This is a genomic window from Mycolicibacterium wolinskyi, assembly GCF_002101965.1.
GTDB classification, from domain to species: Bacteria; Actinomycetota; Actinomycetes; order Mycobacteriales; family Mycobacteriaceae; genus Mycobacterium; species Mycobacterium wolinskyi.
Genome location: NZ_LQQA01000017.1, coordinates 185730 through 202720 on the forward strand (window position 1 = coordinate 185730; position 16991 = coordinate 202720).

Here is a 16991-nt window from a genome sequence, read left to right on the forward strand (position 1 = left end):
CGCCCTCGGTCAGTCCCCGGTGGCTGCGCCGTGATCGGTGTGCCCATCGGCCAGCGCCTCGGCGTAGCCGGCCAGATAGTCGGCCGGGTCGCGGTCGGCGTCCGCCCGATCACGACGCCAGGATCGAAGCTCGCAGAATTGCCGCACAGCAATTCAGACGCGCTGGGGCCGCATTCGGTTCCCTACCGCCATACTGTTCGACATGGCAGACAAAGGGGACGGCCGTGTTCGCCCGGCCTCGGGACGGCAGCGAATCAAGACCCTGACGCAGGCTGCGCTCAATGCCGACATGACCGTCGAACAGGTCGACACGCTGCTGACCGATCTCAGCAACACACTGGTCGATCTCAACAAGTCCACCGGCGGTCTCGACGCCACGCTCGACCGGTTCAACGCCACGATCACCCGCATCGATGAACTCGCACCACGGCTCATCGGCGTGGTTGAGCGGCTGGAGGCCATCGTCGATCGCGTGGAGGTCATCGTGGGGATCGGTGAAGCCGTGATGTCGCCGCTCGCGGTCACCGAGAATGCGGTTCGCGGCGTGGTCAAGGCGATTCGCGGCCGTACTCATCTGTAGACAGCCGGCCGTCGGCCAGCCGGACCGTGCGCACGCAGTTGCCTGCCGCCAGCTCGGCGTCGTGGGTGATCATCAGCACGGCCAAGCCCCGGTCCATTTCCCGTTCCAGGACGTCCATCACCGTCGCGGCCGCGGCGGGGTCCAGCGCCGACGTTATCTCGTCGCACACCAACACTTTCGGCGCGTATGCGAGGGCGCGCGCGATCGCGACACGTTGGCGTTGGCCACCCGACAGCATGTGCGGATAGCGCTTGGCGAAGTCGTCGGGCAACCCCACCCGGGCCAGCACATCGGCCACCGCGCCCCGATGTCCGTTGCTGCGCAGCGCCCGGTCGAGGGTCGCGCCGACGGTGCGCCTCGGGTTGAGCGTGGCAGCGGGGTCCTGCGGCACGAGTTGGATCGCCATCTTGTCCGATCGTGACCGGCGGTGCAGTGGCTGCGCCAAAGCCGTTCCGCCCAGCACGATCTCGCCGCCGTCCGCGACGACCTGACCGGTCAGCGCCCGGGCGAACGTCGATTTCCCGGCACCGGAATCGCCCACCAGCGCGACGGCTGATCCGGCCCCGAGGGTCAGGCCTGCCTCGTCGAGAACCCGGTGGGCGCCGAACGTCACCGTGAGCCGGCGTACCTCAAGGACGTCACGCCCGGTGGGCCGGCGTTTCGGCGCATCGCGCACGGGGGGTGTGGGGGCGGCGGCCGCGCCGAGTTCGACGACGTGATCGGCAACCGTCGCCGCCGTGCCGGTCGTGTGTGCGGTGACGAGGACGGCGACCCGGCGGTCGCTCGCCCAGGTGCGGATGAGCGTGGCGATGTCGTCGCGGAGGGGCTGGTGGAGTCCGGCGAAAGGTTCGTCCAGCACGAGAACCGGGGTCAGCCGGGACATGGCACGGGCGAGGGCGACCCGGCGCTGCTGGCCGCCCGACAGGCGTACCGCCCGACGTGTCGCCAACCCGTGGTCGAGTTGCACCATGTCCAGTAGCTCGGTCACGGAAGGCGCGTCGGGATGGGCGAGTTCGGTGAGCAGATTCGTCACGGTCGCGGCGGGGTTGAGTGCGGACCCGGGATCCTGACCCACGTAGGCGATCCGGCTGCGCCGCAAGGCGCGCAGCGCACGGCGATCGAGCGCGGCGACCTCGATGTCGCCGACTCGCGCGCCGCCGCTCAGTGTCGTGCCCGCCGGCAGATCGCCCACCAGACTTCGGCACACGAGCGACTTGCCGCCTCCCGAAGGCGCGATGAGCGCGGTCACCGTCGAGGCTTCGAGATCCAGATCGACGGGCCCGGCGAGGATTCGGCCGGACGCCGCGGTGATCGTAAGCGCGCTGGCGGCAACGACACTCATGACCGTTCCCCCGATTGCCGGTTGCGCACGAGTACCGCGATGTTGACCGACACCGCGAGCACGGCGATCGCCACGGCGGGAGCCACGACAGCGGCGGGGTTGAGCAGCACCCCCGACGCGTTCTCGCGCACCATGACGGCCCAGTTCGCCCCGCCGACCGCGGGAATGAGCTGCAGGAAGGCCGCGGTGCTCACCACATAGATGGCCTCGACATAACGTAGCCCGAACTGCGTCGCGATTGTGTCGCGCAAGTTGGGCAACACCTGTCCGAAGACGAGATACGGCAACCGCTCTCCTGCCGCCTCGGCCACCTGGACGTAACCGCTGGCCGCGACGGATGACGCCGCGCCCGCGAGAACACGCGTCGTGTAGGGCGTTCCGATCACCACCGCGAGCACGATCAACACCCATATCCCACCCTGCGGCCAGGACACCAGGACCAGCAGCATGAACAGGACCGGTGGCACGAGCATCGTCGCGTCGGTGATCCAGCCGACCGTCGCCGCGTAACGCGGCCGCAGCGCGACAAGACCGCCCAAGGTGGCCGCCAGCGCCGTCACACCGACCGCGATGACGGCTGCGATCCAGGCCAGCGTCCAGCCACCGGCGGCAAGCTTGGCCAGCACATCCTCGCTGCGCGCGTCCGTTCCGAGCCAGTGCGCGGCCGACGGCGACGCGAACGGCACACCGGAACCGCGGCCTTCGACATCGGGCGCGATGAGTCGACCCACGGCGACCACGATCAGCACCGCCACCGCGGGTGTGACCAAAGCCCAACGCTGCCGGGTCATTCCGCACGTGCCTTCGTCCAGGCCCGCGTCGCGTCGGCGAGGAGCAGCATCAGCAGGATCACCACGCCGGTGCAGGCGACCACCGCCGCAACGACGTTGACGTCACGCGTGTTGACCGAACCGGCGACCACCGCACCGACACCGGGAAAGTTGAACAGCGACTCCACCACCACCGAACCACCGACGATCATGCCCACGGTCGTCGCCAGTGAGGCGATCATCGTCGGCAGCGCCCGCGGCGCGATGTACCGGACGAACAGCGCCGCCTCACCCACACCGTCGAGTTCGGCGGCATGCACGTACGGCAGCGACCGAGCCTCCCGGATCGCGGCCACGAAAACCCTGGTGTTCCAGCCGATCTGCGGGAGCGCCAGGGCGATCACCGGCAAGATGTACATCGACGGATCGCGCGGGGCGCCCGCGGAATCCTGAACGGTCACGGCGGGCAGGACGTCGAGCGCCAAGGCGAATACCAGGATCGCGATCGTGGCGACGACGAACTCGGGCAGTGCGATCACCACGATCGTGCCCACCGATGCGATGCGCCGGAACACCGGCCGTTCACCGCTGGTCCAGTAGACCGCGAGCAGCGTAGCCACCACCACCGTCACGAGCAGCGCGACGCCGGTGAGAACCAGCGAGTTCGGCACCTTCGCCGCCAGCAGGTCACCCACCGGCTCCCCGCGCAGTGTCGTGCCGAAATCTCCGCGTACCAGCCCCGACAACCACTCCCAGAACCGCACCACGACCGGACGGTCCAGTCCGAGTTCGGCTTCCCGTGCACGCACCTGGGTTTCGGTGGCGTCACGGCCCAGCAACGCGCGCACCCCGTTGCCCGGCAACAACGCCATCGCCAGCATCACCGCGAACAACGCGACCACCAGCATCGCCGTACGGTTGAGCAACGCGGCGGCGGGCCGCGCGGCGCGGGCTAGGTTTCGAGCCACGTGTTCTCTAGCTGGGCCCGGCCCCAACCCGGCAACTCGGGCAGCCCGCGGACGTTCGAGCGGGCCACGTCGATACCGTCGGCCATCCCCCACAGCACGTAGCCACCGCGGTCGAACTGAATTTGTTGAAGGTTGGTCGACGCGTCTCGGTAGTCGGCCGAATCCGGGGCGGCTGCCAGCCCGGCACGGTATGCCGCATCGAACTCCGGATCCGTGAAAGCGGTTTCGTTGCTGGTGGATTCGGAGTTGAGCACCTTGCTGGCGAAGAACATCACCGAGTCGTTGGTGGGCCAGCTCGCGGTCGCCAAGGGCGCCGAAGGCTTCGCCCAGTAGTTGTCGTAGAAGTCGGCCGATTCCTTGACTTCGACGGCGATCTTGAGTCCGATGTCCTGCAGCTGCGCGGCGAACAACTGCGCCGCCTCCACCTCGTTGAACACCTCGCGTTTGGTGATCAACGGATAGGTTCGCGCGGTGTCGAAACGGGCTTCGGCCAGCAGACGCCTGGCCCGCGTCACGTCGCGGGCGCGTTGCGGCCGGTCGACGTACGTCGGATCTCCCGTCCCCAGCACGTCGTTGCCGACACTGCCGTAGCCGGACAGCACCTGCTCGATCATCGCCTGCCGATCGACACCCAGCCGGATCGCCTCGCGTACGCGCGGATCGGTGAACGGTCCGTCGGACGTGCGGATGGCGATCGGCATCGACAGGTCGTTGGGCCGACGGACCAGGATGAGATCGGGCCGCGCCGATGCCGTACGCGCGGCCAGCGGGCCGGCGCTGGAGGCCACGTCGATCTCGCCACCCATGATCGCGTTCGCGAGCGCATCAGTCGACTCGAACCGCGTCACCACGATGCGGTCCAGCAGCGGCTTGTCGCCATGCCACGTGTCGTTGCGCACCAGGGTGGCGTTGCCGTCGCGGTGACTGCCGGGTTCCATCCGGAACGGTCCGGTGCCGATGAAATCCGACCGATCGGTGCTGCCCTCTTTGACGGTGAACGTCATCAGCCGCAGCAGCAACGGAAGCTGGCTGTTGGGCGTCGGAGCGCGCATGGTCACCGAACGCGCACCGGACGGCACGATCGAGTTCAGATCGACCGGTACCTTCCACGGCGTCATCTCGCCGAGGGTCTTCAGCGACCACGCCACGTCGGCGGGTCGTACCGGGCTGCCGTCGTGGAATGTCGCGCCTTCGGGCAGCGTGAACGTCCACACCTGCTGCTGCGCGTCGGTGGTCCACGAGGCCGCGAGCCGGCCGGTGACATTCGGCGATTTCGCCGGAACCGTCAGCGGGTCGTATACCAGCGACATGATCAGCATGTCGGAGTCGTTGGCGAGCAGCCCGAAGGGATCCGACACCACGTTCGACGCCTGCCCGAGCGCGCCGATGCGTAGGGTCCCACCCGGTTTGGGTTCACCGCCACCGGGTCCGGGGCTCGACGAATTCGCCCCGCAGGCGGCGAGGGTCACCGCCGCTCCCAATCCCAGTGATGCCCCGATAAACGACCTGCGGTTCAACTGCGGCAACTGAGTTCCCCCTCGCCGTTTCCACCCGCGCCGGCTGCACTGCTGTCCCCGTAGCTTAAGTTCGCCTAACCTCGGCACGCCCACAGGGTCGAACGTGTCGCGGGCCCCGGGTTATACGGTGTTGTGCGATGACGGTCGCCGCGACGGGACGCGAACTCACCCGCTTGGCGGGGCCGATCGCGCTGACACAACTCGCGCAGGTTGCGCTGACCACCACCGACCTGGTGATGATGGGCCCGCTCGGCGTGGCCGCGCTCGCCGCGGGTGGCTTGTCCATCACGCTGTTCAATCAGCTCCGCACAATGGGCGTCGGCCTGCTGACGTCGGTCGGCAACTTGGTCTCGGCCGCCGCGAGCCGGTCCGAACGCGACCAGACCACCGCGCAGGCGTCCGGCGACGAGACGCGTGATCTGGTCCGCGCCGGCTTCCTCGTCGCCACGGTCGCCGGAATCGTCGGAGGGCTCGCCCTGATCGGCCTGGGCTATCTGCTGCGCTGGCTGGGTCAGGACGCCGCCGTGCTCGACGGCACGCTGCCGATGCTGGCGGCGCTCGCGCCGGGTCTGGTGCCGTGCCTGTGGTTTCAGGTGGTCCGGCAGTTCACGGTCGGCATGCGGCGCCCGAAGGCGCTTCTGCTGATCACCCTGGCTTCGGTCGCCCTCAACGTCGCGCTCAACGCCGCGCTCATCTACGGCCCCGGCCCGCTGCCGGAGATGGGTCTTGCGGGCATCGGCGCCGCGACGTCGCTGGTGTACCTGCTGACGTTCGTGGCGTTCACCGCGATGGTGCGGGCCGACCCCGAGCTGGCGCCGTACTTCAGCGTGGCCGTGCACCGCGCGCCGCTGCCCGCGGTGAAGCAGATCCTGCGTCTCGGCATTCCCATCGCAGGCACCTATGGCAGTGAGGCCGGGTTGTTCTCGGTGACCGCGGTCGTGATCGGCACGTTCGGTGCACCCGCCCTGGCCGCCCACTCCGTGGTGAACCAGTTGAGCTACATCGTCTTTCAGGTGTCGGTCGGGATATCCCACGGCGCCTCGATTCTCGTGAGCCGCCTGGTGGAGCTCGGTGAGGCCGCGCAGACTCGCCTGATCGCCTGGCTCGCCTATGGGCAGGGCGCGGCTGTGGCGGCCGTCGTCGCGCTCATTTACCTGGCGATTCCGACCGAGGTGCTCGGGCTGTTCATGGACACCGGTGACCGCGCCGCGCTGGTCATCGCCATGGCGTTGCTCGCGGTGGCCGCGTTCCAGCAGTTCGTCGACTCGGCCCAGAACATCGGTATCGGCTTGCTCCGGGGCCTGCATGACACGTCCTCGAGCTTTGTGATCACGATCGTCGGCTATTGGGTCGTGGGGTTCCCGGTCGGCCTGCTGCTGGCCTACGCCGCCGACCTCGACGCAGTGGGCATGTGGCTCGGCCTGTCCGCGGGTCTCACCACCGCCGCGGTCCTGCTGCTGATCGTGTTCCGGCGCCGGTTCGCGGCGGCGGTTGGCTAGCCACCGTTGCGAGAGCGACAATCTAGCCGCTGTTGCGAGAGCGACAATCTAGCCAACGTTGCGAGAGCGACAATCTAGCCGCTGTTGCGTAGCGCGGTGGCCAGCCCGCTCATCGTGAGAAGGATTCCGCGCTGCACGAGTTCGTCGGTGTCGCCGGACCGGTACCGCCGCAGCAGTTCGACCTGCAGGTGGTTGAGCGGTTCGAGGTAGGGGAAACGGTTGAACACCGAACGCGCGAGTGCCGGGTTGTCGGCCAGCAGGTCGTCCTGGCCGGTGATCAGCCGGTGCATCCGGATGGTGCGGTCGTGCTCGGCGACGATCTTGTCGAACACCCTGGCTCTGAGGTCCTCGTCATCGACCAGCTCCGAATAACGCGCTGCCAGACCCATATCGGCTTTGGCGAGCACCTGCGCCATGTTGGACAGCACGGTGCGGAAGAACGGCCAGCGTTCGTAGAGATCCTGCAGGACCGCCAGCCTGGATTGGTCTTCGGCGACCCATTCCTCGAATGCCGTGCCGGTGCCGTACCAGCCGGGCAGCATGACGCGGGACTGGCTCCATGCGAGCACCCACGGGATGGCACGAAGATCGGCGATCGATGTGGTGGGTTTACGCGACGTGGGGCGGCTGCCGATGTTCAGCGCACCGATTTCACTGACCGGTGTCGACGCCTTGAAGTAGTCGACGAAACCCGGTGTCTCGTGGACCAATTCGGCGTAGGCGCGCTGTGCCCGGGCGGCCAGTTCGTCGAGCACCCGGTAGGCGGGTTCGGCCTCCTCCCCGAGCCCCTCGACGTCGAGCAAGGTCGATTCCAGCGTCGCGGCCAGCAGTGTCTCGAGATTGCGGTGCGCGATCCGCGGCTCGGCGTACTTGGCCGCGATCACCTCACCCTGCTCGGTGATCCGCAGTGAACCGTTCACCGCTCCCGGCGGCTGGGCGAGGATGGCGTCGTAGCTGGGCCCTCCGCCGCGACCGACGGTTCCGCCGCGACCGTGGAAGAGCCGCAGGCGGATTCCGGTCTTGCGCGCCGACTCGACGAGGTCGAGCTCGGCGCGGTACAGCGCCCAGTTCGCCGCGAGGTAGCCGCCGTCCTTGTTCGAGTCCGAGTAGCCGAGCATGACCTCCTGGTGCCTGCCGCGGCAGGCCACCATCGTGCGGTACACCGGAAGGTCCAGCGCCGCTTCGAGAATCGACGAGCCGCGCTGCAGATCGTCGATGGTCTCGAACAGCGGCACGATACCGACCGGGCAATAGGGTTGCGGCCCGGTCAGATTGAGCAGGCCGGCCTCTTTGAGCAACACCGCGGCCTCGAGCATGTCCGAGACCGACTGGCACATCGAGATGATGTAGTTGGGCACCGCCTGCGGGCCGAGGACCTTGACCGCCCGCGCCGCGGCACCGACGATGTTCAGTTCCTTGCGCGCCAACTCGGACAGGTCGGCGCCCTCCCCGATGAGGGGACGGCGCGTGGAGATCTCGGCCGCCAGTAATTCGACCCGGTCCGCCTCGGGCAGCGACGCATAGTCGGCATGCACTCCCGACCAGGCCAGCAGTTCGGCGATCACCTGCTCGTGCACTTCGGAGTTCTGCCGCATGTCGAGGCCGGACAGATGGAAACCGAAGACCCGCACGGCTTCTCGCATCCGGGCCAGCCGGTCGTCGGCCACTACCGCACTGCCGTTGGCACGCAGTGACGCGTCGACCGTGTCGAGGTCGGCGAGAAACTCGACCGGGGTCGGATAGGGGTCGAGACCCAGATCGAGTTGGTGTTCGGGTTGTTCGTCGAGAATCTGCTGCGCGGTGGCGGTGAGCCGCGCGTGGATCACCCGCAGCGCTCTGCGGTACGGCTCATCGGCACGTGCCGGTTCGTGGCACGCGTCGGCCAGTGCGGTCAGGCCGTCGGTCACCTTCACAAGCCGCGCCGACATCGACAGCTCTTCTTCCAGCGCAGTGATCTCGGTGAAGTAGTGCGCCAATGCCGTATAGGCGGCGCGGCCGGTGGCGAGCCGCACCACGTCGGCCGTCACGTTCGGGTTGCCGTCCCGGTCACCGCCGATCCACGAACCCGGCCGCAGGATCGGTTCGGTCAACAGCTCCGTGCCGGGCCAGCGGGCCTGCAGCGCATCACGGACCTCGGCATTGACCTGCGGGATGACCTGGAAGAACGCCGCCGGATAGTAGCGAAGGCCCGTCTCGATCTCGTCGGAGATCTTGAGCCGCGACAACCGCACGAGCGCGGTCTGCCACAACGTCAGGATGTGCCTGCGCAGCTCGATCTCGATGTCGCGCCCATCCTCGGTATGCGTGTGCCCGTGCAGGCGCAGGCGCATGAGTTCGGTGATGCGGTGTTGCGTGTCGAAGATCGTGCGGCGCCGGGTTTCGGTGGGGTGCGCGGTGATGACGGGCGAGACCAGCGCGCCGGTCAGCGCGTCGGCGACGGCGTGGGCGTCCAGGTCGGCCGAATCCAGCTTGAGATACGTCGCGGCCAGGCTGCTGTCCTGCGGCGGTTCCCCGGCTGCCACGTGCACGGCACGGCGGCGCTCGCGGTGGATGTCCTCGGCGACGTTGGCCAGCAGCGCGAAGTGGGTGAACGCACGGATCACCGGGATTGCCCGGTGAACGTCGATCCCGGCGAACAACCCGGCCAGTTCGGCGCGGTCGATCTCGGAGCGGCGAACCCGGAACGACTCCACCCGCGCCCGCTCCACGAGGTCGAAAACCGCTTCGCCGTTCTGCTCGCGCACGGTATCGCCGAGGATCGCGCCGAGCAGCCGGATGTCTTCGCGCATCGGCTCGGTGGCGTCACGCCCGACCGGGGTGCGGTGTACCGATCCGATCGGCTCGAGGGTGGTGTCGGGGCCGTCAACCATGGGTCAAGTATCGGGGTGATCAGACCCGGGTGCAGGCCCGGGCAGCCCCCTCCTTGGCCAGGCCATCGGAGCGCGCTTGCTCACATGAGCAAAAATATGCGCATATGTTGACGTCCTCACATTCCTGTTCATAACGTGATGAGCGTCATGCGCAGCCAAACGACTGACGCGCACAGCTAGGAGGAAAAGTGAGCTTCGCAAAAGCCCTCTCGGGAATCGCGCTCGGGGCCGCAATGGCACTGGCATTCACCGGTTGCTCGGTGCCCGGTGACAACGCTGCCCAGACCACCACGGTCACCGACGGACCCCTGAAGATCGGCTTCAGCCAGGCAACGCAGCAGAGCCCGTTTTACGTCGCGCTCACCGACGCAGCCAAAGCCGAAGCTCAGGCGCAGGGCGACGAGTTCTTCTACGCCGACGCCAACGGCGATGTGACCAAGCAGAACAACGACGTCCAGGATTTGATCACCCGGGGCGTCAATGTGCTGGTGATCAACCCGGTCGACCCGAAGGGCATCACGCCATCCCTGGCTGCCGCCGAAGCGGCAGGCATCAAGGTCGTCACCGTCGACCGCCCGGTCGAATCAGGCGCGGCGGCCTTCGTCGGCCGCGACAACAAAGCCATGGGCCAGATTGTCGGCAAAGCCGCCGTCGACACACTCGGGCCCGCTGGGGGCAAGATCATCGAGATCCAGGGCGACGCGGGTGGCGCGGTAGCGCGAGACCGGCACGACGGATTCCAGGCTGCGGTATCGGCGCAGCCCAACATCACCGTCATCGACGGTCCGTACTGCGACTACACCAGATCCAAAGCGGTCACCGCGATGCAGGACCTTCTGCAAGCCCATCCCGACCTCAAGGCCGTCTACGCCCAGAACGACGATATGGCGCTTGGCGCTCTGCAGGTTCTGACCGAGAACCACCGCGCCGACGTCAAAGTCTTCGGGGTGGACGGCCTGATGGAAGCCGTGCGCGCAATCGCCGACGGCGACCAGTACATCGCCACCGCACTCAACGACCCCAACGCCGAGGGAAAGCTCGCCATCCAGACGGCAGCCAAGGTTGCCCGCGGTGAGTCCGTCCCCGAGTTCGTCGATGCCGGAACAGGTTTGGTCGACAAGTCGAACGCACCCTCGCTGGTCAGCCAATCGACTTTTGCTGCCGAATAGCCGACCAACTCAATCGACCAACGACCACACACGAGGAGAAGAGCTTCAATGACGACCGAGGCACCCGCCCCGACAACCGCGGCGATACAACCGGCTCTGCCCACGCACATGACTGCGGCAGTGATGTACGCGCCGGGAGACATCCGGGTCGAGCAGGCACAAGTGCCCAGGCCCGGGCCGGGTGAGGTACTGCTCAAGGTCGCCGCCTGCGGTGTGTGCGGCTCCGACATCCCCAGAATGCTGCGCAACGGCGGCTACATCATGCCGATCATCTGCGGGCACGAGTTCTCCGGCTGGGTGGCCGAACTCGGTGATGGCGTCGATGGATTCGACATCGGCGAACTCGTATCGGTGCCCCCACTCATCCCGTGCCGGCAATGCGACTTCTGCGCCAAAGGCTCATTCGGCCTCTGCGAGAACTACGACTACTTCGGAAGCCGATCCGACGGCGCCTACGCCCAATACGTCGTCAGTCCGTCAGGCAATCTGCTGAAACTGCCCGCGGGCATAGATCCGCGCGCCGCTGCAATGCTCGACCCCGCCGCGATCGCGCTGCACGGGCTGTGGAAGACCGACCTGCGCGCCGGACACCGTGTCCTGGTCATCGGCGCGGGCCCGATCGGACTTTTCGCGATCCAATGGGCAAAGCTGCACGGCGCCGGTCAGATCGTGGCGATCGACCTGAGCGAGGAGAAGGCGAACATGGCACGCGAGGCGGGTGCCACGCACGCCGTGCGGAGCGTCGAGGAGGCGCGCGCCTTGGGCGGCCGTGGCTTCGATGTCGTGCTCGAATCCGCCGGTGTCCCCGCGACAGCCGATATGGCGGCCAATCTCACCGGTCCGCACGGACACGCGGTCTTCGTCGGTATCCCGCACGCACCGGTAACCCTGGATAAGGACACCTTCAACCAGTTCATGCGGCAGGAGACGAGCCTGCACGGCTCGTGGAACTCGTTCTCGGCACCGTTCCCCGGTGACGAATGGCGTACCTCCGCTCAGATGCTCGCCGAAGGAAAACTCAAGTGGGAGTTCATGATCACCCACGAGCTACCACTTTCGGAGCTACCGCAGATGATGCAGCGGCTCGGCGACCGCTCGATCTTCTCGTCAAAAGTTCTGTTCCTGCCGAACGAGGACTGACACATGGGAATACTCCTGACGATCGACCTCGGCACCGAGGGCGCGCGCATCGGCGCCTTTACCGAGGACGGCACCCCGCTGGGCACGGCACACCGCCCTTACTCGACACACCACCCGCGACCTGGTTGGGCCGAGCAGGATCCGCGGGATTGGTGGGCCGCGATCACCGCCGCGACTCGTCAGCTGTTGGACAGCGAGACGTGCCGGATCGCCGGCCGCGTCATCGCGATCGCCGCGTCGACCACCGCCTCGACAGTGGCGGTTGTCGACGCGGCGGGAACACCGCTGCGCCCGGCGATCCTATGGATGGACGCGCGCGGTGCCGCGGAATCTGAACAAACCGCGCGACTGAGTCTGCAGCATCCGATCCTCGAGTGGTCAGGCGGATCGGATGCCGCAGAATGGCTTCTGCCGAAAGCGATGTGGCTCAAAAAGAATGACCCGGACGCGTACCGGTCGGCCGCGCGCATTGTCGAGGCCGTCGACTACCTGACCTTCCGGCTCACCGGCCGATGGGTCGGGTCGCAGATGAATGCCGTGTGCAAATACAACTACGACACGATCGAGGGCCGTTTCCCAGCCGAACTCTATGCCGCGTTGGGAATGGACGACCTCATCGGGAAGCTACCGGATGAGATCGTCCCGGTGGGCGGTGTCGCGGGCACCCTCACGGAGGCTGCCGCTGCCGATCTGGGCATCGAAGACCGACCGGTCGTCGCGGTCGGCGGCATCGATGCCCATGTGTCGCTCCTTGCCTGCGGCGGCAACGTGGACGGGTTGGTCTCCATCGTGTCCGGCACGTCGTCGGCCATCGTCACCGAAGTAGACCGACCGACCACCTCCAACGAGGTGTGGGGCCCGTATCCCGATGCGCTGAACCACGATAAGTGGCTGGTGGAGGGTGGTCAGGTCACCAGCGGTTCGGTGCTGAAATGGACGGGCGAATCGATTATGGGCGTGCCGCGCGGCGATCTCCCGGCGCTGATCGACCAGGCCGGCGCGGTCGACCCGGCTTCGCACGGCTTACGTGCCCTCGACTACTTCATGGGCAACCGGACACCGCACCGGGAGGCCCGCCTTCGCGGTGCGGTCATCGGGCTCACGCTGGGCACCACGAAGGCGGAACTGTACCGGGCGATGGTCGAAGCTGTCGCGTGTGGGACCCGCAGTGTCATCGATTCGTTCGAACGGTCCGGGGTCCCGTGTGCCCGCCTTGTCTTCTCGGGTGGCATCGAGCGAAACCCGTTGTGGCAGCAAGTCACGGTCGATGTGCTCGGTCGGCCCGCCGAGCTCGTGATCGGTGAGAACCTCACCCTGCGGGCCTGTGCGGTCATCGCGGCGACCGCGGCAGGAATCGTTCCGAGCCTGCGCGCCGGGTCTCGGCTGTTCGCCCCCAAGGTCCGGATGATGGAGCCCGAGCCAAAGCGAATCGCCGTCTACGAGAAGACTTTTGACGACTATCAGCGGCTCACCGCCGTGCTGCGTCCGATCATGTGTGATGCCGCCGACGGCGGTCCGAGTAAGGCGCAGGGCGGGCGTGCCGCATTCCAGGTGGTGCGGTGATGAGCGCTTGCGCGAAGAACGGACAACCCTGATGAGCGCTTGCGCGAAGAACGGACAACCCTGATGCGCTCGATCACTGGCAAGAGTCACACCGACCTGCTGCTCTATGTCGCACAGTGCTATTACGAGCAGGGCCGCACTCAGGAAGACATCGGGTCCGAACTCCACCTGACTCGGTGGAAGGTCGGGCGACTTCTCGACGAGGCTCGCGGGGCGGGCCTCGTCGAAATCCGGATCGTGCATCCGCAGGCGCGTCGCACCGACCTCGAAGTGGAGATGCGCGGCCGGTTCGGCCTTCGCGAGTGCGTGGTCGTGCCGGGTCCGGAAACACCTGACACCGCCGGGCGTCACATCGCGACCGCCGCAGCGAATTACCTGAAGTCGAACTCGTCGTGGATCACCACCCTGGGCGTCTCATGGGGCAACACCCTGCAGCAGATAGCTGCGGTGCTTCCGGCCGGTTGGACAAGCGGTATCGAGGTCATTCAGGCCAACGGCGGGGTGAGCCGATCGGTGCATCCTACGAAGGCCGCGAATATCGTGACGGGCATTGCCCACAGCGGAAATGGCCGGGCGACCCTGTTGCCGGTGCCCGCGATCGTCGAGCGGATCGAAACGCGTGACGCGCTCTACGCCGAGGGTTTCGTGGAGGACGTGCTGAGCCGCGCCCGCAGGGCAGAGGCACTCCTGTTCTCGCTGGGAGCGCTCGGCCCGACCTCAGTGCTGGTCGAGTCGGGGGCCGTCACACCTGCCGAACTCGCTCAACTCGAATCAGCCGGTGCCTGCGGCGACATCCTGGCCCACTACATCACCGAGACCGGCGAGATCGCGTACGACGACATCGACAGGCGCACAGTAGGTCTCAGCCTCGACGACGTCAAGAACGCCAATTGTGCCATCGCGGTCGCCGCAGGCGCGCGAAAAGTGCCTGTCGTCAACGGTGCCCTCAACAGCGGTCTGTGTTCGGTCCTGATCACCGACGAACCCACGGCACTGGCCGTGCTGGAGCAATGACATGACAACCAGCCACAACGTGGAATCGACGCTACCTGGGCCCGCCGGCGACACCGGGAGCGTGGCCGCGCTGAAGATGCACAACATCGTGAAAGCGTTCCCCGGCACCAAGGCATGCGACGGCGCGACCCTCGAGGTCGCCCGGGGCGAAGTGCACTGCCTTCTCGGTGAGAACGGCGCCGGGAAAAGCACTCTCATGAAGATCCTGTCCGGTTCCTATACGCCAGATTCCGGAACGATCACTTTGGACGGCGAGGAAGTCTCGTTCGGCTCACCGATTGATGGCGTGCGCGCAGGCATCAACACCATCTACCAGGAACTGGACCTCATCCCTGATATGACCGTGGCACAGAACCTCTTTCTGGGCCACGAACCGCTGCGCGGCCCATTCGTCGCACGCCGACAACGAGACCGGCTGGCAGCGGCGGCCATCGCCAGAGTCGGTGGGTGCTTCGCACCGTCTGATGTGGTCGCGAATCTGTCCGTGTCCGATCAGCAGCTCACCGCAATCGCCAAGGCACTCACCACCGACGCCCGCATCATCGTCATGGACGAACCCAGCGCGACACTGACCGATCACGATCTCACGGAAGTGTTCCGCGTGATTCGCGAGCTCACCGCCGCAGGGAAATCGGTGATCTATATTTCGCATCGGCTCGACGAGGTGAAAGCGATCGGTGACCGTGCGACGGTCATGCGCGACGGCGCCACCGTCGGAGTGTTCGACGTCGCAACGGTGACCAAAGAGGAACTGGTAGAGGCGATGATCGGCCGCGGCCTGCAATCCCTCCCGCCCAGGAAACCACGCGCAGACGTGGAGAGACCCGAGCTGCTGGAGATTCGTCGTGCCGTCATTCCGGGCTTGATCGACGTGTCCGGCATCGCGGTACGGCGCGGAGACATCATCGGGTTGGCGGGGTTGGGCGGGGCGGGTCGTTCCACATTGCTCGCGACCGTGTTCGGCGACCGCCGCGCTGCGCTCGACTTGACGTTGAACGGCAAGCGCGTCACTCACCTGACACCCCGGAGCGCGGTTCTGGCCGGAATCGGATTGGTTCCCGAGGACCGCAAGAGTCAGGGCCTGTTCCTCGAGCAGTCGATCCTGCGCAACGCCGGCATCGCCGCGCTCGCACCGTTCGGTATCAACCCGATGAAAGCCGCCAGAGCGCTGTGCACGCCGCCGCTGCAACGCCTCGGCGTGAAGTTCTCCAGCATCGATCAGCCGGTCGGTGAACTCTCCGGCGGCAACCAGCAGAAGGTCGTGCTGGCCAAGTGGATGGCCCGCGGGATCGACGTGTTGCTTCTCGACGAACCCACCCGCGGGCTGGACATCGGTGCGAAAGCCGATCTGTTCGAACAGGTTCAGGCACTGGCCGAAGCAGGCGTCGGGGTATTGATGGCATCGAGCGAGATGAGCGAGTTGACCGAGAACTGCGACCTGATCTGGGTCATGCACGAAGGCAGGAACATCGCAGCCTACGACCCCAGAAACACATCACCGGCGGACATCGCCCGCTGCGTCGTCACAGGAAGACAGGACAATGACTGACCTCCTCCAGGGCCCCACTCCCGCCGCGCCGTCGACCACGGCTGTCACCGCACGGACGCGCCGCCAGAACATCATCGTGCGGTTCAATCTGCTGTTCATTTTCGTTGCGCTGTTCGTCGTCGCCTCCATCACCGCCCCGCAATTCCTCACGTCGCAGAACCTCGCGAATCTGCTCCAGCAGTCCAGCCTCACCGGCATCGTCGCGATCGGCATGACGGTCGTGATCCTCACCTCCGGCATCGATCTTTCGGTGGGAAGCGTTGCGGCACTGTCAGGAATGTTGGTCGCGATCCTCATCGGACTGGGGATCGCCTGGCCGCTGGCCATGTTGATCGCGATCCTGAGCGGGCTTTGTCTCGGCGGGATCATGGGCGGGCTGAGCGCCTACTTGGCCCTTCCAGCATTCATGGTGACGCTCGCCGGGATGCAGAGTATTCGCGGTCTGACATTTCTCACCACCAATGGCACGCCCACAACCGCGGAGATCCCGGTCGGCCTGCGGTTTCTGGGCGCCGGCACCGTGGCCGGCATTCCGGTTGTCGGGCTTATCTTCGTGGCCACCACCGTGATCGTGGGTCTGGTGCTACGCCGCACGACATTCGGCGAACACGTCTACGCCGTCGGCAGCAACGCCAAAGCGGCACGGCTGTCGGGGCTACCGGTGCAGCGCATCACCACTGCGGCGTATGTGATCTGCGGAGGGTTGGCCGCGTTGACCGGAGTGCTGCTCACCGCCCGGCTCACCATCGGTCAACCCACCGCCAATACCGGGCTGGAACTGGATGCGATCGCCGCCGTGGTGCTGGGTGGAACCAGTTTGTTCGGCGGAAAGGGCGGTGTGATGGGCACATTCATCGCGGTGCTACTGCTGTCGGTGCTGCGCAACCTGTTCAACCTGCTGGGGTTGAGCTCGTTCTTCCAGATGCTCGTGACGGGACTGATCCTGGTCGCCGCTCTGATCATGAACTACATCCTCGACCGTCAAGCCAAGAGCGCCTGAACCCCACCAT

14 protein-coding genes are annotated in these 16991 nt (G+C 66.6%); 8 read left to right on the top strand and 6 right to left on the bottom strand.

Annotation, left to right across the window (positions count from 1 at the left end; all coding sequences use genetic code 11):
* Nucleotides 1-9: 9 nt before the first annotated feature.
* Entirely contained in the window at nucleotides 10-147 is a 138-nt protein-coding gene (locus tag AWC31_RS37455) for a hypothetical protein (protein ID WP_157894372.1), read from the bottom strand.
* A 55-nt stretch (nucleotides 148-202) separates the two neighbouring features.
* Here AWC31_RS37455 and AWC31_RS19275 point away from each other — a divergent pair, with 55 nt between their 5' ends.
* Nucleotides 203-580 carry an ATPase gene (locus tag AWC31_RS19275; RefSeq protein ID WP_085145670.1) on the top strand — a complete coding sequence of 126 codons (378 nt, stop codon included), beginning with the start codon at nucleotides 203-205 and terminating at the stop codon, nucleotides 578-580.
* On the opposite strand, the gene AWC31_RS19280 is transcribed toward AWC31_RS19275, so the two are convergent.
* Genes AWC31_RS19280 through AWC31_RS19295 form a run of 4 tightly spaced genes read right to left on the bottom strand, consistent with a single transcriptional unit; the run spans nucleotide 549 to nucleotide 5129 of the window.
* On the bottom strand, nucleotides 549-1922 hold the full coding sequence (locus tag AWC31_RS19280) for an ABC transporter ATP-binding protein (RefSeq protein ID WP_085145671.1): 1374 nt from the start codon (nucleotides 1920-1922) through the stop codon (nucleotides 549-551). The two genes, AWC31_RS19275 and AWC31_RS19280, sit on opposite strands and share 32 nt — an antisense overlap.
* Nucleotides 1919-2713 carry an ABC transporter permease subunit gene (locus AWC31_RS19285; RefSeq protein ID WP_085145672.1) on the bottom strand — a complete coding sequence of 265 codons (795 nt, stop codon included), beginning with the start codon at nucleotides 2711-2713 and terminating at the stop codon, nucleotides 1919-1921. The genes AWC31_RS19280 and AWC31_RS19285 overlap by 4 nt, the downstream gene beginning before the upstream one ends.
* Nucleotides 2710-3660: an ABC transporter permease gene (locus AWC31_RS19290; protein ID WP_234816911.1), complete on the bottom strand. Its 951-nt coding sequence runs from the start codon at nucleotides 3658-3660 to the stop codon at nucleotides 2710-2712. Before AWC31_RS19290 ends, AWC31_RS19285 begins: the two co-directional genes overlap by 4 nt.
* Nucleotides 3645-5129 carry an ABC transporter substrate-binding protein gene (locus AWC31_RS19295; protein WP_234816912.1) on the bottom strand — a complete coding sequence of 495 codons (1485 nt, stop codon included), beginning with the start codon at nucleotides 5127-5129 and terminating at the stop codon, nucleotides 3645-3647. The genes AWC31_RS19290 and AWC31_RS19295 overlap by 16 nt, the downstream gene beginning before the upstream one ends.
* Nucleotides 5130-5314: 185 nt before the next feature.
* On the opposite strand from AWC31_RS19295, the gene AWC31_RS19300 reads away from it, so the two are divergent.
* Entirely contained in the window at nucleotides 5315-6676 is a 1362-nt protein-coding gene (locus AWC31_RS19300; RefSeq protein WP_085145675.1) for an MATE family efflux transporter, read from the top strand.
* 74 nt (nucleotides 6677-6750) lie between these two features.
* Here the strand turns inward: AWC31_RS19300 and ppc are convergent, their stop codons facing one another.
* Nucleotides 6751-9546: a phosphoenolpyruvate carboxylase gene (gene ppc / locus AWC31_RS19305; RefSeq protein WP_085145676.1), complete on the bottom strand. Its 2796-nt coding sequence runs from the start codon at nucleotides 9544-9546 to the stop codon at nucleotides 6751-6753.
* Nucleotides 9547-9734: 188 nt separating this feature from the next.
* Here ppc and AWC31_RS19310 point away from each other — a divergent pair, with 188 nt between their 5' ends.
* The 6 genes from AWC31_RS19310 to AWC31_RS19335 all read left to right on the top strand — a co-directional run bounded on the left by AWC31_RS19310 (nucleotide 9735) and on the right by AWC31_RS19335 (nucleotide 16981).
* A complete protein-coding gene (locus AWC31_RS19310; RefSeq protein WP_234816913.1) occupies nucleotides 9735-10715 on the top strand; it encodes a substrate-binding domain-containing protein in 981 nt (326 codons plus the stop codon).
* 48 nt (nucleotides 10716-10763) lie between these two features.
* On the top strand, nucleotides 10764-11855 hold the full coding sequence (locus AWC31_RS19315; protein WP_085145678.1) for a galactitol-1-phosphate 5-dehydrogenase: 1092 nt from the start codon (nucleotides 10764-10766) through the stop codon (nucleotides 11853-11855).
* A gap of 3 nt (nucleotides 11856-11858) precedes the next feature.
* Nucleotides 11859-13418 carry an FGGY-family carbohydrate kinase gene (locus tag AWC31_RS19320; protein ID WP_085145679.1) on the top strand — a complete coding sequence of 520 codons (1560 nt, stop codon included), beginning with the start codon at nucleotides 11859-11861 and terminating at the stop codon, nucleotides 13416-13418.
* A gap of 63 nt (nucleotides 13419-13481) precedes the next feature.
* Nucleotides 13482-14432: a sugar-binding transcriptional regulator gene (locus AWC31_RS19325; RefSeq protein WP_085145680.1), complete on the top strand. Its 951-nt coding sequence runs from the start codon at nucleotides 13482-13484 to the stop codon at nucleotides 14430-14432.
* 1 nt (nucleotide 14433) lies between these two features.
* Nucleotides 14434-15981, top strand: a complete 1548-nt coding sequence (locus tag AWC31_RS19330) for a sugar ABC transporter ATP-binding protein (protein WP_085145681.1) — start codon at nucleotides 14434-14436, stop codon at nucleotides 15979-15981.
* A complete protein-coding gene (locus tag AWC31_RS19335) occupies nucleotides 15974-16981 on the top strand; it encodes an ABC transporter permease (protein WP_085145682.1) in 1008 nt (335 codons plus the stop codon). The genes AWC31_RS19330 and AWC31_RS19335 overlap by 8 nt, the downstream gene beginning before the upstream one ends.
* Nucleotides 16982-16991 lie beyond the last annotated feature (10 nt).

Coding starts and splice junctions, on each gene's coding strand:
- AWC31_RS19325 (WP_085145680.1), top strand. CDS start 13,482: ATGCGCTCGATCACTGGCAAGAGTCACACCGACCTGCTGCTCTATGTC.
- AWC31_RS19285 (WP_085145672.1), bottom strand. CDS start 2,713: ATGACCCGGCAGCGTTGGGCTTTGGTCACACCCGCGGTGGCGGTGCTG.
- AWC31_RS19320 (WP_085145679.1), top strand. CDS start 11,859: ATGGGAATACTCCTGACGATCGACCTCGGCACCGAGGGCGCGCGCATC.
- AWC31_RS19315 (WP_085145678.1), top strand. CDS start 10,764: ATGACGACCGAGGCACCCGCCCCGACAACCGCGGCGATACAACCGGCT.
- ppc (WP_085145676.1), bottom strand. CDS start 9,546: ATGGTTGACGGCCCCGACACCACCCTCGAGCCGATCGGATCGGTACAC.
- AWC31_RS19280 (WP_085145671.1), bottom strand. CDS start 1,922: ATGAGTGTCGTTGCCGCCAGCGCGCTTACGATCACCGCGGCGTCCGGC.
- AWC31_RS19335 (WP_085145682.1), top strand. CDS start 15,974: ATGACTGACCTCCTCCAGGGCCCCACTCCCGCCGCGCCGTCGACCACG.
- AWC31_RS19300 (WP_085145675.1), top strand. CDS start 5,315: ATGACGGTCGCCGCGACGGGACGCGAACTCACCCGCTTGGCGGGGCCG.
- AWC31_RS19330 (WP_085145681.1), top strand. CDS start 14,434: ATGACAACCAGCCACAACGTGGAATCGACGCTACCTGGGCCCGCCGGC.
- AWC31_RS19275 (WP_085145670.1), top strand. CDS start 203: ATGGCAGACAAAGGGGACGGCCGTGTTCGCCCGGCCTCGGGACGGCAG.